The organism is Pseudomonas sp. KH_021, from assembly GCF_057838865.1.
In genome coordinates, this window is the sequence record NZ_JBYQOU010000002.1 from 244,627 (window position 1) to 260,380 (window position 15,754).

Annotated in this window: 7 protein-coding genes and 7 pseudogenes; 7 read left to right on the forward strand and 7 right to left on the reverse strand. The window is 56.3% G+C overall.

Annotation, left to right across the window (positions count from 1 at the left end; all coding sequences use genetic code 11):
- The first annotated feature begins 185 nt into the window (after window positions 1-185).
- Window positions 186-1,511: an OprD family porin gene (locus AC3IX4_RS29985; protein ID WP_102599695.1), complete on the forward strand. Its 1,326-nt coding sequence runs from the start codon at window positions 186-188 to the stop codon at window positions 1,509-1,511.
- Between the two features lie 66 nt (window positions 1,512-1,577).
- Here the strand turns inward: AC3IX4_RS29985 and AC3IX4_RS29990 are convergent.
- Window positions 1,578-2,652, reverse strand: a pseudogene (locus tag AC3IX4_RS29990) (IS630 family transposase).
- Between the two features lie 1,047 nt (window positions 2,653-3,699).
- Here AC3IX4_RS29990 and istA point away from each other — a divergent pair.
- Both istA and AC3IX4_RS30000 read left to right on the forward strand, forming a co-directional pair.
- Entirely contained in the window at window positions 3,700-5,199 is a 1,500-nt protein-coding gene (gene istA, locus AC3IX4_RS29995) for an IS21 family transposase (RefSeq protein WP_489261657.1), read from the forward strand.
- A pseudogene (locus tag AC3IX4_RS30000) lies at window positions 5,192-5,272 on the forward strand (AAA family ATPase); the annotation flags it as partial. The gene istA and the pseudogene AC3IX4_RS30000, both read left to right, overlap by 8 nt.
- Window positions 5,273-5,319: 47 nt before the next feature.
- Here the strand turns inward: AC3IX4_RS30000 and AC3IX4_RS30005 are convergent.
- Window positions 5,320-5,523: pseudogene (locus tag AC3IX4_RS30005) on the reverse strand (transposase domain-containing protein); the annotation flags it as partial.
- A gap of 411 nt (window positions 5,524-5,934) precedes the next feature.
- On the opposite strand from AC3IX4_RS30005, the pseudogene AC3IX4_RS30010 reads away from it, so the two are divergent.
- Both AC3IX4_RS30010 and AC3IX4_RS30015 read left to right on the forward strand, forming a co-directional pair.
- Window positions 5,935-6,144, forward strand: a pseudogene (locus tag AC3IX4_RS30010) (transposase domain-containing protein); the annotation flags it as partial.
- Window positions 6,145-6,147: 3 nt separating this feature from the next.
- A pseudogene (locus AC3IX4_RS30015) lies at window positions 6,148-6,722 on the forward strand (plasmid pRiA4b ORF-3 family protein).
- A gap of 159 nt (window positions 6,723-6,881) precedes the next feature.
- Here AC3IX4_RS30015 and AC3IX4_RS30020 read toward each other — a convergent pair.
- The 4 genes from AC3IX4_RS30020 to AC3IX4_RS30035 form a co-directional block, all read right to left on the reverse strand.
- Window positions 6,882-7,391 (reverse strand): hypothetical protein, encoded by a 510-nt coding sequence (locus AC3IX4_RS30020; RefSeq protein WP_489261443.1) that lies wholly within the window; start codon window positions 7,389-7,391, stop codon window positions 6,882-6,884.
- A gap of 320 nt (window positions 7,392-7,711) precedes the next feature.
- Window positions 7,712-10,885: an efflux RND transporter permease subunit gene (locus AC3IX4_RS30025; RefSeq protein WP_489261444.1), complete on the reverse strand. Its 3,174-nt coding sequence runs from the start codon at window positions 10,883-10,885 to the stop codon at window positions 7,712-7,714.
- A gap of 9 nt (window positions 10,886-10,894) precedes the next feature.
- Entirely contained in the window at window positions 10,895-12,127 is a 1,233-nt protein-coding gene (locus AC3IX4_RS30030; protein ID WP_489261658.1) for an efflux RND transporter periplasmic adaptor subunit, read from the reverse strand.
- Window positions 12,127-13,137, reverse strand: a complete 1,011-nt coding sequence (locus tag AC3IX4_RS30035; RefSeq protein ID WP_489261445.1) for a TolC family protein — start codon at window positions 13,135-13,137, stop codon at window positions 12,127-12,129. Before AC3IX4_RS30035 ends, AC3IX4_RS30030 begins: the two co-directional genes overlap by 1 nt.
- Window positions 13,138-14,556: 1,419 nt before the next feature.
- Between AC3IX4_RS30035 and AC3IX4_RS30040 the strand changes: the two are divergent.
- Window positions 14,557-15,012, forward strand: a pseudogene (locus AC3IX4_RS30040) (reverse transcriptase N-terminal domain-containing protein); the annotation flags it as partial.
- Here the strand turns inward: AC3IX4_RS30040 and AC3IX4_RS30045 are convergent.
- Window positions 15,002-15,331: pseudogene (locus tag AC3IX4_RS30045) on the reverse strand (ATP-binding protein); the annotation flags it as partial. The pseudogenes AC3IX4_RS30040 and AC3IX4_RS30045 overlap by 11 nt on opposite strands.
- 60 nt (window positions 15,332-15,391) lie before the next feature.
- Between AC3IX4_RS30045 and tnpB the strand changes: the two are divergent.
- Window positions 15,392-15,751 carry an IS66 family insertion sequence element accessory protein TnpB gene (gene tnpB, locus AC3IX4_RS30050; RefSeq protein WP_489261446.1) on the forward strand — a complete coding sequence of 120 codons (360 nt, stop codon included), beginning with the start codon at window positions 15,392-15,394 and terminating at the stop codon, window positions 15,749-15,751.
- Window positions 15,752-15,754 lie beyond the last annotated feature (3 nt).

Genomic DNA, 15,754 nt, shown 5'->3' on the forward strand with positions numbered 1-15,754 from the left:
TATGGCACAAAAGTCAATAAAAAAAAAGGCAAACATTACAAAATTGTAATTTTATGGTCATCTCTACGTTATCTACAGATTGCAACTATACAGCTCGGCGACGATACGGGAGCGCAACCTGCTTTCCGTAAACAATAATTCCAGCCGAAGAGCTTTCTAGTTCTGCCGAACCTAAGGAGTGATTAATGGTTAACAATACAAAATTTTCGATGGCCGCATTGGCAATGGTTGTCAGCTCTGTGCCTTCCATAGTGATTGCGGAGGAAAAGGCGGGAGGGTTTATAGAGGATAGCAGCCTGACAGTCCTGAACCGTAACTACTATTTCAATCGTGATCACCGCAACGGCCAGTCAAGCCCGACAGGCAACGGATATTCCGAAGCATGGGCACACGCTATTATTAGTAAATTTGAGTCTGGATTTACTCAGGGCACTGTGGGTGTCGGCATCGACGCGTTCGCTATGATCGGATTGAAACTCGACACAGGTGACGGCCGTAATGGCGGTCGTAGTTCGTTCGATGTACTCCCCGTCAATAGCGAAGGAAAGGCAAGGGACGAGTACACCAAAGTGGGGGGCGCGGCAAAAATTCGCGCATTTGACACCGTAGTAAAAGTCGGTGACGTATTCCCATCCAACCCAGTTGTTGCTGCCGGTGACTCGAGACTTCTGCCAGAAAGTTTCACCGGTGTGACGGCAACTAACACTAGTATTGAAGGCCTGACAGTTCAGGGCGGTCGCTTGCACGCCATGAGCCAACCAGTATCCAGCAATATGCGTGATAACTTCGCGACATTCTATGCGGGACCAGTTAACTCGCCTTGGGTCGGCTACTTTGGTGGCGACTATAACCTGAACAAAAATGTCATCATCAGTCTTTACTCCAGCCGCCTCAAAGACGCTTGGAATCAATACTATGCTGGCACGGGGTTGAATTACGAATTAACGGATGAGCTTTCCGTATTCGGTGGCGTGAACTACTACAAGGCTGTCGATGAAGGAAAAAAACTACTGGGTGAGTTCGACAACAATATCTGGAGCGGAAAAGTTGGTGTGAAGTATGGTGCGCACTCGGTTGCACTTTCTCACCAGCGAAATAATGGTAACGACGACTTCGATTATCTGCGTCAATCGGATTCCATTTTTCTTGACAACTCAATTCAGTACAGCGACTTCAACTCGCCGAAAGAACGCTCCTGGATGGTTCGTTACGATCTCGACATGAGCTCCTATGGCGTTCCTGGTTTGTCGTTTATGACACGCTATGCTCGTGGCACTGACGCTGACTACTCTAATGCAAACGCGACGTACATGCGGCGTGATGCGGACGGGAACCCATTGACTGACCAGAAACGTTGGGAGCGCGACATCGAAGTAAAATACGTCGTTCAGACAGGTTCCTTGAAAGACATGTCTTTCCGCCTGCGCCAGGCTAACACTCGCGCAACCGCATTTGAGTCGGACCTGGATGAAGTTCGTGTAATTGTTGAGTATCCATTAGCTATTCTGTAATACCTGAATGGGATGACTCGTCTTAGCGAACATCCCATTTTCCTAGTGTGCTGTTTTCGAAATAGCTTACCCATTTATCTGCGCTTCCATCACATCGCGTGCTCGCCGGATCTTGTTCAAAATCTCCTCTCCCTTTGTGTTCCAAACGTACCGGGTCGGTTGCGCGTTTCGTAATGCCAGGAAGGTGGTAATCGAACTTTCCAACTCGCGTACAGAGCCGAAACTACCGTCGCGCAAGAACACGGTAATGTCCCTGAAAAACCGCTCGACCATGTTCATCCAGGAGCTTGAGGTCGGCGTGAAGTGCACATGGAAACGCGGATGTTTCGCCAGCCAAGCCTTCACTTTTGCATGCTTGTGCGTCGCGTAGTTATCCACGATCAGATGCAGCTGGAGGTGTTTGGGAGTTTCCTTGTTGATTTTCTTGAGGAACGCCAACCACTCCTGATGGCGGTGCTGGCGCTCGATGCTACTGATCAGTTTGCCCTGGAGATAATCCAGCGCCGCGAACAGCGTGACCGTGCCGTGGCGAGTGTAATCATGGGATTTTGTTTGGATATGACCGACCCCCAAAGGCAGCCCGGGCTGGGTGCGCTCCAAGGCTTGAACCTGACTTTTTTCGTCGCAGCAGAGCACCAACGCCTTGTCTGGCGGGGCCAGATACAGCCCGATGACATCCCAGAATTTTTCCTCGAACTGCGGGTCGTTCGACACCTTGAAGGTACGTGTCAGATGAGGCTTCAAGTCATTGGCAGCCCATAGCCTTGTTGACGGTGGTCGCCGAGATGCCAGCGGCACGGGCCATGCTTCGGCAGCTCCAGCGGGGCTCGCCAATACGGGGCTTGGTGACCTGTTCGAGTACGCGACGGATCGTGTCGGTAGGAAGGGAGGATTTGCGTCCGCGGCCGGGCTTGTCGAGCAGGCCTTCTAGACGCAGCGTCTGAAAACGTTGGCACCAACAGGTGATCGTGGGGAGTGAGAAACCGGTCAAACGAGCGATTTCCACCCTTGAACAACCTTGGGCTGCCCGCAGGATCACTCGGGCGCGACGGCCGTCGCGCTGACTGATGGTGGCTGAGCGTACACGGCGGTTCAGTTCGGCCTGCTCTTCTGGGCTGAGGACAATCTCTTGGGCGTTCACTTGCGTTCCCCCGAGGGCTGGATGATAGGGAGAGTGTAGCCAAGACCGCAGAAAAATTATTTCGAAAACAGCACACTAGCAAGATTTCAAAATTGTCATTTTTCAATCATCTCCCTGTTAACTTGATTTGCTTATAGTGCGCGGGAGTTAATAGGAATCTAGCTAGCGCATCTGGTTGGATCCTATAGACAAGTAGCTAGTCTGTGAAAGTCTAAAACTCATTGCTGTTCAGTTGAAGTGTACATTCACCTTTGGAAGCTCCTTTGCTCCTTTGGAAAAGGTGAATTTTTAAGACGTCCCTCGGGACGTCTTTTTTTATGGGTGCGCCAGGCATGGCGCGTTGCGCGTGAGCGCAACCAGTTTGGCTGTGGTGGCCACGCTGGTGACTTGGAGGTGAAAGTCCTCTACACACCCGGCAAGGGGAAGTGTTAGCCGGAGGCAAGGGTGTCGCGGGCGACTGCGAATCTGAAGGAAGCCCGAGGCAAAATGCTGGCCTGACGAACAGGAAGCGGATAGAGGCGGCACAGCGGGGTAAGACGGCCCAAACCGTTAAAGCCCAATACTTGCACGGAACGCTGTGACGTAAATCCGACAGGCATAAGCAGGAAGGTCGCGCGAATTACCCTGGGAGATCTGTACGTTTGCCATTGTGCTACCGGGCGTCGAGAGGCGACGGGATGAGCGTGCAGAAGTCAGCCGAAGCCATAGTAAGTGGCGGTTAACCTCGTCACCAAGGGCCGAACAGGTTATGCCGCTGGTAGGCGTCAGAGTCTCGTTGAATACCGAAATGCAGAAATTTCTCCCAAAGAGGACTGTTACTCCGGTCGCGGTAGGAATGGCAGTCACCTGCCACCCCCCGCACAGATCCGTACGTGCGGAACTACCGCATAAAATGTGCTCAGCCACATTTTATGCGAAATGTGGCCCAGGCATGTTGCCGCTGACCGAAAACTGACCCAGTAGAGGCTGTTCTGCCGACTGAAAACTGACCCAGGTGTTCAACTGCTTCTGCTCAATTTTTGAGCAGGAGAACACAGGGTGATCAGCATGGAAATGATGGGCAAAATTCGGCGGATGTATTTTCGCGACAAGCTGTCGCTGCATCAGATAGCCAAGCGTACCGGGCTGTCGAGAAACACCATCCGAAAATGGGTCAGAGCACCCGAAGCAACTCAGCCGGCGTACCAGCGGCGCGCAGTCCTCAACAAACTCAGTCCTTTTCACGAGACGCTGGAGCAGGCGCTCAAGGCCGATTCGTTTCGGGCGAAGCACAACCGCAGGAGCGCCAAAGCACTTTTCGCGCAGATCAAGGCCGAGGGTTACGACGGCGGCTACAGCCAGCTAACCGCCTTCATACGCTCGTGGCGCGGTGAGCAAGGCAAATCTTTACGTGCCTTTGTACCGTTGACGTTCGCACTCGGTGAGGCCTTTCAATTTGACTGGAGCGAAGAAGGCCTGTTGATCGGCGGCCTGTTTCGACGCGTCCAGGTCTCCCACATGAAACTGTGCGCCAGTCGCGCATTTTGGTTGGTTGCGTATCCCAGTCAAGGCCACGAGATGCTGTTCGATGCCCATACCCGCTCGTTTGGCGCGTTAGGTGGGGTGCCGCGTCGTGGTATCTACGACAACATGAAGACCGCTGTCGACAAGGTCAATAAGGGTAAAGGCCGCACGGTCAATGCCCGGTTTGCAGTGATGTGTGCGCACTACCTGTTCGACCCGGACTTCTGCAACGTGGCCTCGGGTTGGGAAAAAGGGATCGTCGAAAAGAACGTCCAAGACAGCCGGCGACGCATCTGGCTCGATGCTCAAGACTGCATGTTCCGCACCTTCGAAGAGCTTAATGCCTGGCTCGGCCAACGCTGTCGTGCGCTCTGGGGGGAACTGCTGCACCCGCAGTACAACGGGCTGACGGTGGCGGAAGTCCTGGAGCTGGAGAGGGTCGAAATGATGCCGATGCCGACCGCCTTCGATGGCTACGTCGAACGCACCGTGCGGGTGTCCAGCACCTGTTTGGTTAACGTGGCGCGAAATCGCTACTCGGTGCCTTGTGAGCGGGTCGGCCAGTGGGTCAGCAGCCGCCTGTATCCTTCCCGGATTGTGGTCATCGCCGATGAAACAATGATTGCCTGTCACGAGCGTCTCTTTGATCGAGATCAGGTCAGTTTTGACTGGCAGCATTACATCCTGCTCATTGAGCGAAAGCCCGGAGCGCTGCGCAATGGCGCGCCCTTTGCCGATCTACCGAAGCCATTACGCCTGCTCAAACAAGGCCTGAGACGTCACACCAATGGTGATCGAGTCATGACGCAGGTACTGGCTGCGGTTCCCATCGTCGGGCTCGATGCCGTGTTGGTGGCGGTGGAGTTGGTACTTGAGTCAGGCAGCTTGAGCGCTGATCACATTCTGAATGTCGTGGCTCGACTGACATCGACAGCAGCCCCTCCGTCCGCCGAAACCAGCCTCCAACTCAAGATAGCGCCTGTCGCCAATACGGCGCGTTACGACCGGCTCCGTACCACCGATGAGGAGACCCGCAATGCGTGATCTTATGAAGGAACTCAAAGAGCTGCGTTTGCATGGCATGGCCAATGCCTGGGAAGAACTGGCTTCCCAAGGAGAGTATGCGATCCATGAACCCCACATACCCAAAGATATTTACCTCGTTTACTGTGGCATTTCTGGCGAGCAGTTCCACGGCAGTAAGGCTTCAAAGTCCTCTACCGACTCCGCACCCGGCAACCGCTCCAGTACGTGGCGCAGCCACGTATAGGGCTCCTGGCCGTTGACCTTGGCGGTCTCGACCAGGCTGTAAATCTGAGCACTGGCCGTGGCGCCCTTGGGTGTGTCACTGAACAGCCAAGCCTTGCGCTTATGCCAAGCTTCGCATAACCGCAATTATCCGCAGTCGGAAATTATGCTCAGTTCGCCCGTGCCCGGTTTTGTGATCGCATAGTCCGCCTGCTTTACGGGTCTACTGGCGCGTTTCGGACACGCCATAATTTTCGGTGGTTTCCTGTAGAGTCCAGTCACCACCCACGGTTATGTTGAAGCCAATCTGGCCATAAAGGAACATGCGCTTGCCACCATCGGCCCACCCGAATTCAAGCGCACGCGCTATCAGCGCCGACTGACGCCCTGCTGAAGTTTCTGGAAAGTCTCTGAAATTATGCAAAGTCGGCAGTGGTGGGCAGCCAGGCGCGCCGCCACCACTGCTGCATACCCGACATAATTTCCGACTGCAGATAATTGCGCTTATGCCAAGCTTCGCATAATCGCTAAAACTACCTGTTTGCCGGTTCCGATGCTGGCGGAGAGCGAGCGGCTGCGATTTACAGCCTGGTGGGTACTGCCAAGCTAAACGGATTGAACCCACAGGCGTATCTGACCTACGTGCTTGAGCACATTGCCGAGCACCCGATCAATCGGGTGAGCGAGTTGCTGCCCTGGAACATTTCTTTGAACCACACTGAACACTGCGAGGCCGCCTGATCCATGGTTAAAACTGTCCGTTTACCCAAGCCCCCGACCTGTTGCTGCTGCGCATTGAGCTGAGGTAGATCACTCCGACGATCTGGCGTCGGTTCGCGGTGCCTGAAAACATCACCTTGGGCTAACTGCACCATGTCATCCAGGTCGTGATGGGCTGGAGTGATAGCCATCTGCATGAGTTTGAAATTGCCGGTGAGAATTACGGTATTCCCGACCCTGATGGCTGGGGGCCGACGGTGAACCCGGAAGCCCGTAAAACGCTGATCAAGGCGCTGAACGGAAAGCGGACATTCAATTATCTCTACGACTTTGGTGACCGTTGGCATCACAGCATCAAGGTCGAAAAAACGCTACCCGCTATTGTCTGTCCTCAGGTGCCGTACTGCATCGAGGGCGCCAACGCTTGCCCACCGGAAGACGTTGGTGGCGGGCCTGGTTATGAGGACTTTCTGGAGGCGATGGCCAACTCCAATCATCCAGAGCATGACGCCATGGTTGAATGGCATGGAGATGCTTTTGATCCAGCGGCATTTGAGTGCGAGCGCGTGAATCAGTGGTTTAAACGGATTAAGGTTTGATTTGCAAGGCGGTGTGGTTCGGACGCTTACGGACAGGCTGTGCAGAATGCGTCCCAGCTCTCCCACCTCGGCATAGCGCAGGTTGTAAGCGACGGAACCGTCTCTGAGGAATTCCCGATCAGCCTTGATTTCTTTCGGCCACATGTGGCGTCCACCAATTCAGGTTGTGAATGCCCATGTTTCACGGGTGATGGCCACAATGGTGACAGCCAAAGCCTCGGACGGGCCTCCCGCGACCAAGCAACGTTTCCATGGCTCAGCCTCAACAGCGGCGTTTTTAGTCGTCGGTTGCACGGCCACAAAGGCTTTGAAACCAGGTGATGACTCTTCGATCTTCACACCCCATTCATAACTGGACGGCAAACCACGATAGCGTAGCGACAGGAGCCGGATCGCATCGTCCAGTTTTTGCGTGGGCTTGAACTGCTGAGACTGAATCCCAAGCAATTGCGCGATCTTGCGGTCTAACAGGTCGGAACCACCCTTGTTTTCGCCACGGGTCAACTCCTTGAGTAGATCGTCCAGGGCCCAGCGTGTTTCTGCGTTCGGTGTGCAACGAGCAGTCGTCACCTCCCGGACGGCCAAGTCGTGACCATCGGGGGGCACAATGCTAATCATGACCGCGCGACTCATCTCTGCGGTGGTGGCTGTCAGCAGGAACGACCGCATACTTTCGTAGTCACCAAGGGCACCAACCAGCCATGCAGGCCAGGTAAATAAGGCGAAGCTGGGCGCGATTAAAAATAGATTTCTTAACTAACCAGACAGAACACTAGCCATCTTCAATCTTGAGTTAGCGGCTCGTCTTGCGCTGTTGTAGATCGCAAACAACTCGACGAAAGCGTCTGAGCCGATTTTAGAGTCTGCCCTGAACAGGTCACCGCAATAGCGTGCAGGGCGACGGTAGATGGTTTGGAGAGGAATAATTTCTTAAGTCCAGCCTCTCCTTTCTAGCCACCGTCTCCCCTCCGTTTCACGCTAGCTTGAGGTCAACCATTTTGCACTGGCTTGGCCACCTCTAATTCTCCGTTACGATACAGCAGGTGATACAGAGCTGGCAGCACTAAGAGGGTCAACAGCGTGGACGAAATGATGCCGCCGATCACGACGGTGGCCAAGGGGCGTTGCACCTCGGCACCGGTGCCAACATTGAGTGCCATTGGCACGAAACCGAGGCTGGCGACCAACGCGGTCATCAGTACGGGGCGCAAGCGAGTCATCGCTCCGTTGACGATCGCATCGTGCAATGGCTCGCCATCGGCACGCAGCTTACGAATGAAGCTGATCATCACCAGGCCATTGAGCACTGCCACACCAGACAGCGCGATAAAGCCCACTCCAGTGGAGATCGAGAATGGGATGTCGCGTAGCCACAATGCCAGCACACCGCCTGTCAACGCCAGTGGCACACCGCTGAACACGATGGTGGCGTCTTTCGCCGAGCCGAAGGCCATGAACAGCAGTCCGAAGATCAACAGCAATACCACTGGTACTACTACCGTCAGCCGCTGACTCGCCGAGATGAGCTGCTCGAAGGTACCGCCGTACTCAACCCAGGTACCTACCGGCAGCTCGACCTCTGTAGCGATCTTGGCGCGCAACTCTTCGACGAATGAGCCCAAGTCGCGACCGCGTACGTTGGCAGTGACCACCACGCGTCGTTTGCCATTCTCGCGACTGATCTGATTTGGGCCCAGTTCGGATACGATCTTGGCGACTGCGCTAAGCGGCACATGACGGGGTGCGGAGACCAAACCTGCTTCATTGGCGTCGGCAGCTGCAGGTAGGGCGATCGCAAGGTCTGCGAGTACGTTGGGGTCCAGGCGCTGACTTTCATCCAGGCGTACGACAATGTCGAAGCGGCGATCGCCGTCGAACAGCTGTCCGGCGGTGCCGCCACCCATCGCCACGGACACGGCATCACCCAGATTGGCCACTGAAAGACCATACCACGCCAGTGCCGCGCGGTTGGGGATAATCGTCATCAGCGGCAACCCGGTGACCTGCTCCTGCTTCACGTCTGCCGCCCCGTCTATCCCGGCGGCAATCGCCTCGATATGTGCTCCGACAGTGGCCAGTTGCTCCAGGTCGTCGCCAAAGAGTTTGATTGCAACCTCGGCACGTACACCCGCGATCAGCTCGTTCATTCGCATCTGAACGGGTTGGGTGAACTCGTAGTTGTTGCCTGGGATGGCTCGGACTGCGGTTTCCATTTCTGCGACAAGCGCGGCTTTGGACTTGCGTGGGTCCGGCCAATCGGCGCGGTCCTTGAGCATGATGAAGGTATCGGCGACAGAAGGCGGCATTGGGTCAGTAGCTACTTCGGCTGTGCCAAGCTTGGCGACCACCTGTTCGACTTCAGGAAATGCCTTGATTCGCGCTTCGAGTTGCTCTTGCATGCCGATTGCCTGAGTCAGACTGGTGCCCGGAATACGCAGTGCATGCAAGGCTATGTCGCCTTCGTCCAGGTTGGGAATGAACTCTGTGCCAAGGCGCGTCACCAACATACCGGCCAGTACGGTCAACACGATTGCCCCTGCCACAACGGCCACGGGCATGACCAGAACCTTGTGCAGCAGAGGCGCATAGATACGCTTCAACCCGCGCATGGCCCGGGTCTCATTTTCGTTGACCTTGCCGGCGACGAATTGCGCCACCGCTGCTGGCACGAACGTCAGGGACAGCGCCATCGCTGCGGTCAGCGCCATCACCACGGTAATTGCCATGGGGTGGAACATTTTCCCTTCGACGCCGGTCAGGGCAAAGATCGGCAGATAAACGGCGGTGATGATGAACAGGCCGAACAGGCTGGGCTTGATGACCTCCGCGCTGGCCACGGCAGCCAGTTCGAAGCGCTCCTCGCGACTCAGCAGGCGTCCAAGTGCATGCTGGCGTTCGCCGAAGCGGCGCAGGCAGTTCTCGACGATGATCACCGCACCATCGACGATGAGACCGAAGTCCAGGGCTCCCAGGCTCATCAGGTTGGCCGAGACACGGTTGTGCACCATGCCGGTTATGGTCAAAAGCATGGTTAAGGGAATCACCGCAGCGGTGATCAAGGCGGCGCGCAGGTTGCCGAGCAGTAGAAACAGCACGGCCACGACCAGCAATGCACCTTCCACCAGGTTCTTCTGCACGGTGGCGATGCTGCGATCGACAAGGTCAGTGCGGTCATACACGGAGAGTGCACTGATGCCGTCGGGCAGCGTCTCGTTGATCTCCTTGAGCTTGTTCCCCGCACGCTGCGCGACATCACGACTGTTTTCGCCGATCAGCATGATCACCGTGCCAAGCACCACTTCGCGGCCGTCCTTGGTCGCCGCGCCAGTTCTGAGTTCGGCGCCTTCACTGACTTGGGCGACGTCACTGATGCGCAGTGGCAGCCCTTCGCGCATTGCCACCACCACTTCGTTCAGGCCCTCCGCTACACCGATCTGGCCGTGCAGCCGAATCAGGTGTTGCTCGCCGGAACGTTCGATGTAGCCGGCACCTGTATTGGTGTTGTTGCGCTCAACTGCACTGAGCAGATCGTTCAGGGTCAGATCATAGGCAACCAGCTTGGCCGGATCGGGAGAGATGAGAATCTGGCGGACATGGCCGCCGATGGTGTTGACCTCCGTTACTCCCTTGATATTTCGCAACTGAGGCCGAATGACCCAGTCCTGCAAGCTGCGCAGGTCCGTCGAAGTCCATGGCTTGCCATCGGCTTTCATTGCGCCGGGTTCGGCTTCGACGGTGTACATGAAAATTTCGCCTAGCCCGGTTGCTACCGGCCCCAAACTTGGCTCCAGTCCTTGCGGCAGTTGTGCTGCGGCTTGCTGCAGTCTCTCGGCCACTTGTTGCCGGGCGAAGTAAATATCAGTGCCATCCTCGAAGACTACGGTGACTTGGGACAAGCCATAGCGGGAAATGGACCGTGTGTATTGCAAGCGAGAGAGGCCGGCCAAGGCGGTCTCGACCGGATAGGTGACCCGCTGCTCGGCTTCCAGGGGCGAGTAGCCCGGCGCTTTGGTGTTGACCTGCACCTGAACGTTGGTAATGTCGGGCACCGCGTCGATCGGCAGGCGGCCGTAGTTCCAGATGCCGAGCGCAGAAACGCCCAGCATCAGAACTAGGACCAACCAGCGATGCGCTATCGCGGCGCGGATGGTTTTTTCTAACATGGCGCTTCCTCAGTGGTCGTGGCTGGCGCCGGATTTGTCGATGTCGGCTTTGATCAAGAAGCTCTGCTCGGTGACGTATGACGTCCCTGGCTTGAGCCCGCTCAGCACCTCCACGTACTCACCATCGCGCGTACCTAGCTCGAGCATCCGTACTTCGTAGGTTTCGCCGATCTGGGCAAATACCACGATGAAATCGCGAAACCGTTGAAGGCCCGACTCCTTTACCGCTAGCGAGGCCTGGCGCTCATCGAGGGTAACATCGCCTTCCACGGCCATGCCCGGACGCCAGCGGCCATCGGGGTTGGCAATACTTGCGCGAGCGACAACGCTCTGACCACGGGAGGTGAGTGGCAGCAACATATCGATGACGGTCTCTGTTACGGCATCCTGGGTGGCTGCACGGATGCGCACCGGTTGACCAACGGACACGCGCGAGGCGTTCTCGCCGATCGCGTGCAGTTCCACCCAGACCCTGGACATATCGGCCATCTCGATGAGGGTATTGCCGTCGGCGACGTCGCCGATATTGGTATTGAGTGCCAATATCACGCCATCGAACGGCGCGGTGATCGTGTAACTGCGCAGACTGTCATTGCCCTCGACCACCACCAACGTTTGCCCACGGCTTACGTTTTGGCCGTGCTGCACCGCAACTGCACGCACGATACCGGGAAAGCGTGCCTTGATTGCCGCGCGACGGTTGGCGTCCAGCACGACATTACCGACCAGACGTACGCTATCGCGTATCACGGCGGGGCCGGCTGCTTCGACGTTGACGCCCGCATCCTTCGCGACGTCGGCGGGGATGGTGGTGCGGCCTTCATAGGAAGCGAACTCCCACTGGTGGGTTTTGTCGCCCTGTTTGGCGCTGACCCTGACATCGAACGAGTGGGGCTCGACTACGGTGCCGCTACCGGTCAAGTAGTCGTTCTCCGGTTGGAAGGTGAAGCGGTTGACCTCGCCATCCAGGCGCTCAAGTTCTACCGTGGCTTGAATCTCGGATGGATCGAGCGGTGTGTCGTCTTGATAGGCGTAGAGCCGATACTGTGGTGGTACATTGGTTTCGAAGATTGTCACTTCCAGAGCAAAGTTACCCGCGCGCAGCATGCGGCCTCGATGGGGGCCGCGCTCATAATCGGCATTGGCGGCCGCCTGGTCTTCACTGGGTTTGGCGGCCGAACTAGATTCGCCACAGCCGACGAGAACAAGGGATAGGGCTAAGACAAGAATAAGACGGTCAATCATGGCGTAGGTCCCGAATCGACGGCGGTGAGGCGTTCGACTTCAACGAGTAGGATGTGGTAGCGGGCGGCGGCGTCAATAACGCGTGAGCGCTGGTCGAACAACGTGCGTTGAGCCTGGGTCAGTTCTATGAAGGAGGTGCGGCCAGCATCGAAGGCGTGGCGAGCGAAAGTGAATGCCTGCTCGGCCTTGGGAACCAGACGCGTACGCAAGGCCTCATATTCGGTACGCGCCTGCGTCAGTTGTTGGTACAGCCCGAACAGGGACTGGTAACTTTCCATGCGCTGGGCCTCCTGGCGGGAGGCCAGCGCCGTAAGCTGTGCATCAGCTTCTGTGATCGCATACGAGGCACGCGGTTTACTGCCCAGCGGCACCGAAACCGACATGACCAACCCCTGATCGTTCAGGTCCTCGAACCGACGTACACCGAGGCTGAGGTCGATGTCCGGCTTGGCGCTGGCTTGTGCAACCCGACGTTTGGCAGCAATGGTGTCGGCCTCGAAGACCGCATTGCGCTGAACAAGCGACATGGGCAAGCGAGCGGCTAGCGTCTCGAAGGTTTCAATTGATGGCAATACGTGGATATTGCCTTCAACCTGGAGGAAGTCGGGCTTGATCGCCCCCCAACTTGCGGTCAGCGCGACCTTGCTGCTCGCCAGGTCTCGTTCGGCCGCATCGCGTTTGAGTTCGGCATCGCCTACAACGATCTCTGCTGCACGCAAATCGGATTCAGGATTGCGCGCCGCCGCCACCCCTCGGGCAACTTCGCGACGTGTAACTTCGGCTAATTCGAGCTGCTGGCGCGCGAACTCCAGACGGTACTGGGCGGCTGCCACCGCGATGAAACGCCCGGTGGTCCGACTGGCGACCTCCAAGCGTGTCATGTCGGAAAGGTGCTGCTGGCGCGCCATCTCTGCCGCCCCCAGTGCTTGCCGGGCAGCCTGCTTACCACCGAGTTCGATGACCCGACTCAGGCGGAGCGTGGTTTCAGCGGATCTCAGGCCGCTCAAGCTGCCGGTACCGCCGACATTTTCCAGATCGACACCGACACTGTATGGAGTCGAGAGACTTCCAAACCTGGCGCGAGCCTGTACCGCCTGCAGATCAGCCTCTTGAGCCGCTATAAATAGATTTGATGCGAGGCTGCGGGCTACAGCCTCCTCAAGACGTAATGAATCGGCAGCCATCCCTAAAGGGATACTGCAAAAGACCCCGGCAAAAGCCAGAGCGATGAGCCAACGCAGGTTCAAGGAATACCTCCGAATTATCGATAAACAACGCAATGCAGGCTGTCAAAAGCAACCTGATGGATGTCGTCAGATAATCGGAGGGCGGTAGGGCGGAAGGGGCGCTTCAGAGGGAGGGGAAGACACGACCAGGCGACTCCCAAGAGAGGAAGAAGCCATATCGTTTTGCGTCATCATCACCGGTAGTGGGGGCAATCCCGTTGAGGTCGTGCCTATATCGTGTGCATGTAAAACCACGTCACCCACAGGCTCTGAAGGCCCCGAGTGATTATCGTGCTCGAACGAGGCAACGCTGGCTGGCGCGATTTCGTGACCATGTTCCACAGCCCCGCCTGTATGGGCATGAACCTTCCCTGACGGCAGTGCCGCGCAGGCTATTGCCAGCAGCAGCAGCAGCAACATACTGGCTAGCCGCCCGATGGGGCGTCTAATCCAGAGGTGCAGGGATTGATGGAAGGCTCGCATAGTCATCCGGCTATCATGCCCTAGAGCGCGGATTGTTTACAACTCCGTCTGTGTCACCTAGGGGGGCGTTCTCATTGGGGAGCCTACAAAATTCGGAAAAAACCGTACGCGTGCGACGTGAAGTCGCACCAGTTATTGTCTCACCTCGATAGAGGTAGTGAGACTCGTTGTTCCCTCAACGGTAGCCTACCGGTGCAGGCGAAGCTGGCAACGGCTTGGTCTGAAGCCAACGGGACAATGAAGTCCTTCGAAAGAGAAGGAAAAGCCGCGAGGTGATTCCAACCGCTACCAGCATCAGGTGGCGAGGATGCTTGGCTGGATAATATGACCAACATAAGTGAACTGTTGATAAACCTCGTTATTTTTAACAAGCCAAAGATGCTGACAGGCTGGGACCAAAAGGTGAGTGGTGGGTTGCTCGATTACGTACTGCGGGCACAGGGACAAAAACATCACCGGGGGAAAGACAGGGTCTACGTTATTCATGTAACTGGTGTGGAACACGGTAAACCCATATTTCTGCCCAGAACATCGGGCAAGCGAACTGCAAGGAACGCTGATGGAGGTGTGGGTAGAGGATTGAGGAAAAAGCAAATTGCCGCCCTGTAATCGGGTGGATAGGGGTGAAAATAACATCTAACGCGAAAGCGGGCAGACTTCCTCATGGTCTCTCTTCACGAGAGAGTTTCCAGAACCATCTAAACGGAAGGAGAGCAAATGAGTGCAGCGACACTGGCACGTGCACCTTCTGGCGTGACGTGGGACGGCATCAACTGGGCCGATGTCCAGCGTCAGCTAAGAGGGCTGCAAGCACGTATAGTGAAGGCAACACAGGAAGGCAGACATAACAAGGTGAAAGCCCTGCAATGGCTGCTGACTCACTCGTTTAGCGGCAAAGCACTGGCTGTCAAACGGGTGACTGAAAATAAAGGCAAGAAGACTCCCGGCGTGGACAAGGTCACATGGAAAACGCCGGTGGCAAAGGCCAACGCGATAGCGTCGTTGAAGCGGCGAGGTTATTCGCCACTTCCACTTCGGAGAGTGTTAACTCCGAAGAAAAACGGTAAGACAAGGCCCCTCGGTATTCCGACAATGAAATGCCGCGCCATGCAAGCGCTGTATCTGCTGGCGTTGGAACCAATTGCCGAAACTACCGCTGATCGCGTTTGTTATGTGTCGTGATCCCGGACACGGCCAATGCGGTGGCCAAGTGCGTTTTGCCTGTTCCAGGCCCGCCGATGAACACCACATTTTGCGCGATATCTGTGAACTCCAGGCTGGACAGATCCTTGACCAGGCGGGCGTCTGCGCTGGAAGCGCTGAAATCAAAACCTGCCAAGTCACGATGCATGGGCAGTTTGGCCATGTTCATCTGATGATTTACAGACCGTACGGCGCGATCTGCATGTTCCTGTTGAAGCAGATGTTCGAGCAGCCATTTCGACGACACCGTAGAGGCTTCTCCTTGGTAACTGCTCCATGAACCCCACATTTATAGCTGCCAACTGATCCCGGATGCTGTGCTCCCGATTCATTTCTGGAGCCAGCCACCATGATGCGCCCCGACGCTAAAGTCGAAAAAGTCTACCTCTACCCCAAGCCCGTCGACTTCCGAAAATCTATCGATGGCCTGGCCGCTTTGGTCGAGCTGGATATCAAGGTCGCGGTGTTCGACCCGGTGCTTTTTGTTTTTCTGAATCGCCACCGTAATCGAGTGAAAATCCTTTACTGGGAGCGCAACGGCTTCTGCCTTTGGCTCGAGCGCCTGGAGTCCGAGCGTTTTAAAACATCGCCCGACGCCAGCGACGAGGCCATCGTGCTGAGCGTCCAGGAATTGAATTGGTTGCTCGACGGTTTTGATCTTTGGCGCAACCGTCCACATCAGGTTTTGACTCCAAGATTCGTCGCCTGACGG

Coding starts and splice junctions, on each gene's coding strand:
- AC3IX4_RS30025 (WP_489261444.1), bottom strand. CDS start 10,885: ATGTTAGAAAAAACCATCCGCGCCGCGATAGCGCATCGCTGGTTGGTC.
- AC3IX4_RS30020 (WP_489261443.1), bottom strand. CDS start 7,391: ATGCGGTCGTTCCTGCTGACAGCCACCACCGCAGAGATGAGTCGCGCG.
- tnpB (WP_489261446.1), top strand. CDS start 15,392: ATGATGCGCCCCGACGCTAAAGTCGAAAAAGTCTACCTCTACCCCAAG.
- AC3IX4_RS29985 (WP_102599695.1), top strand. CDS start 186: ATGGTTAACAATACAAAATTTTCGATGGCCGCATTGGCAATGGTTGTC.
- istA (WP_489261657.1), top strand. CDS start 3,700: ATGGAAATGATGGGCAAAATTCGGCGGATGTATTTTCGCGACAAGCTG.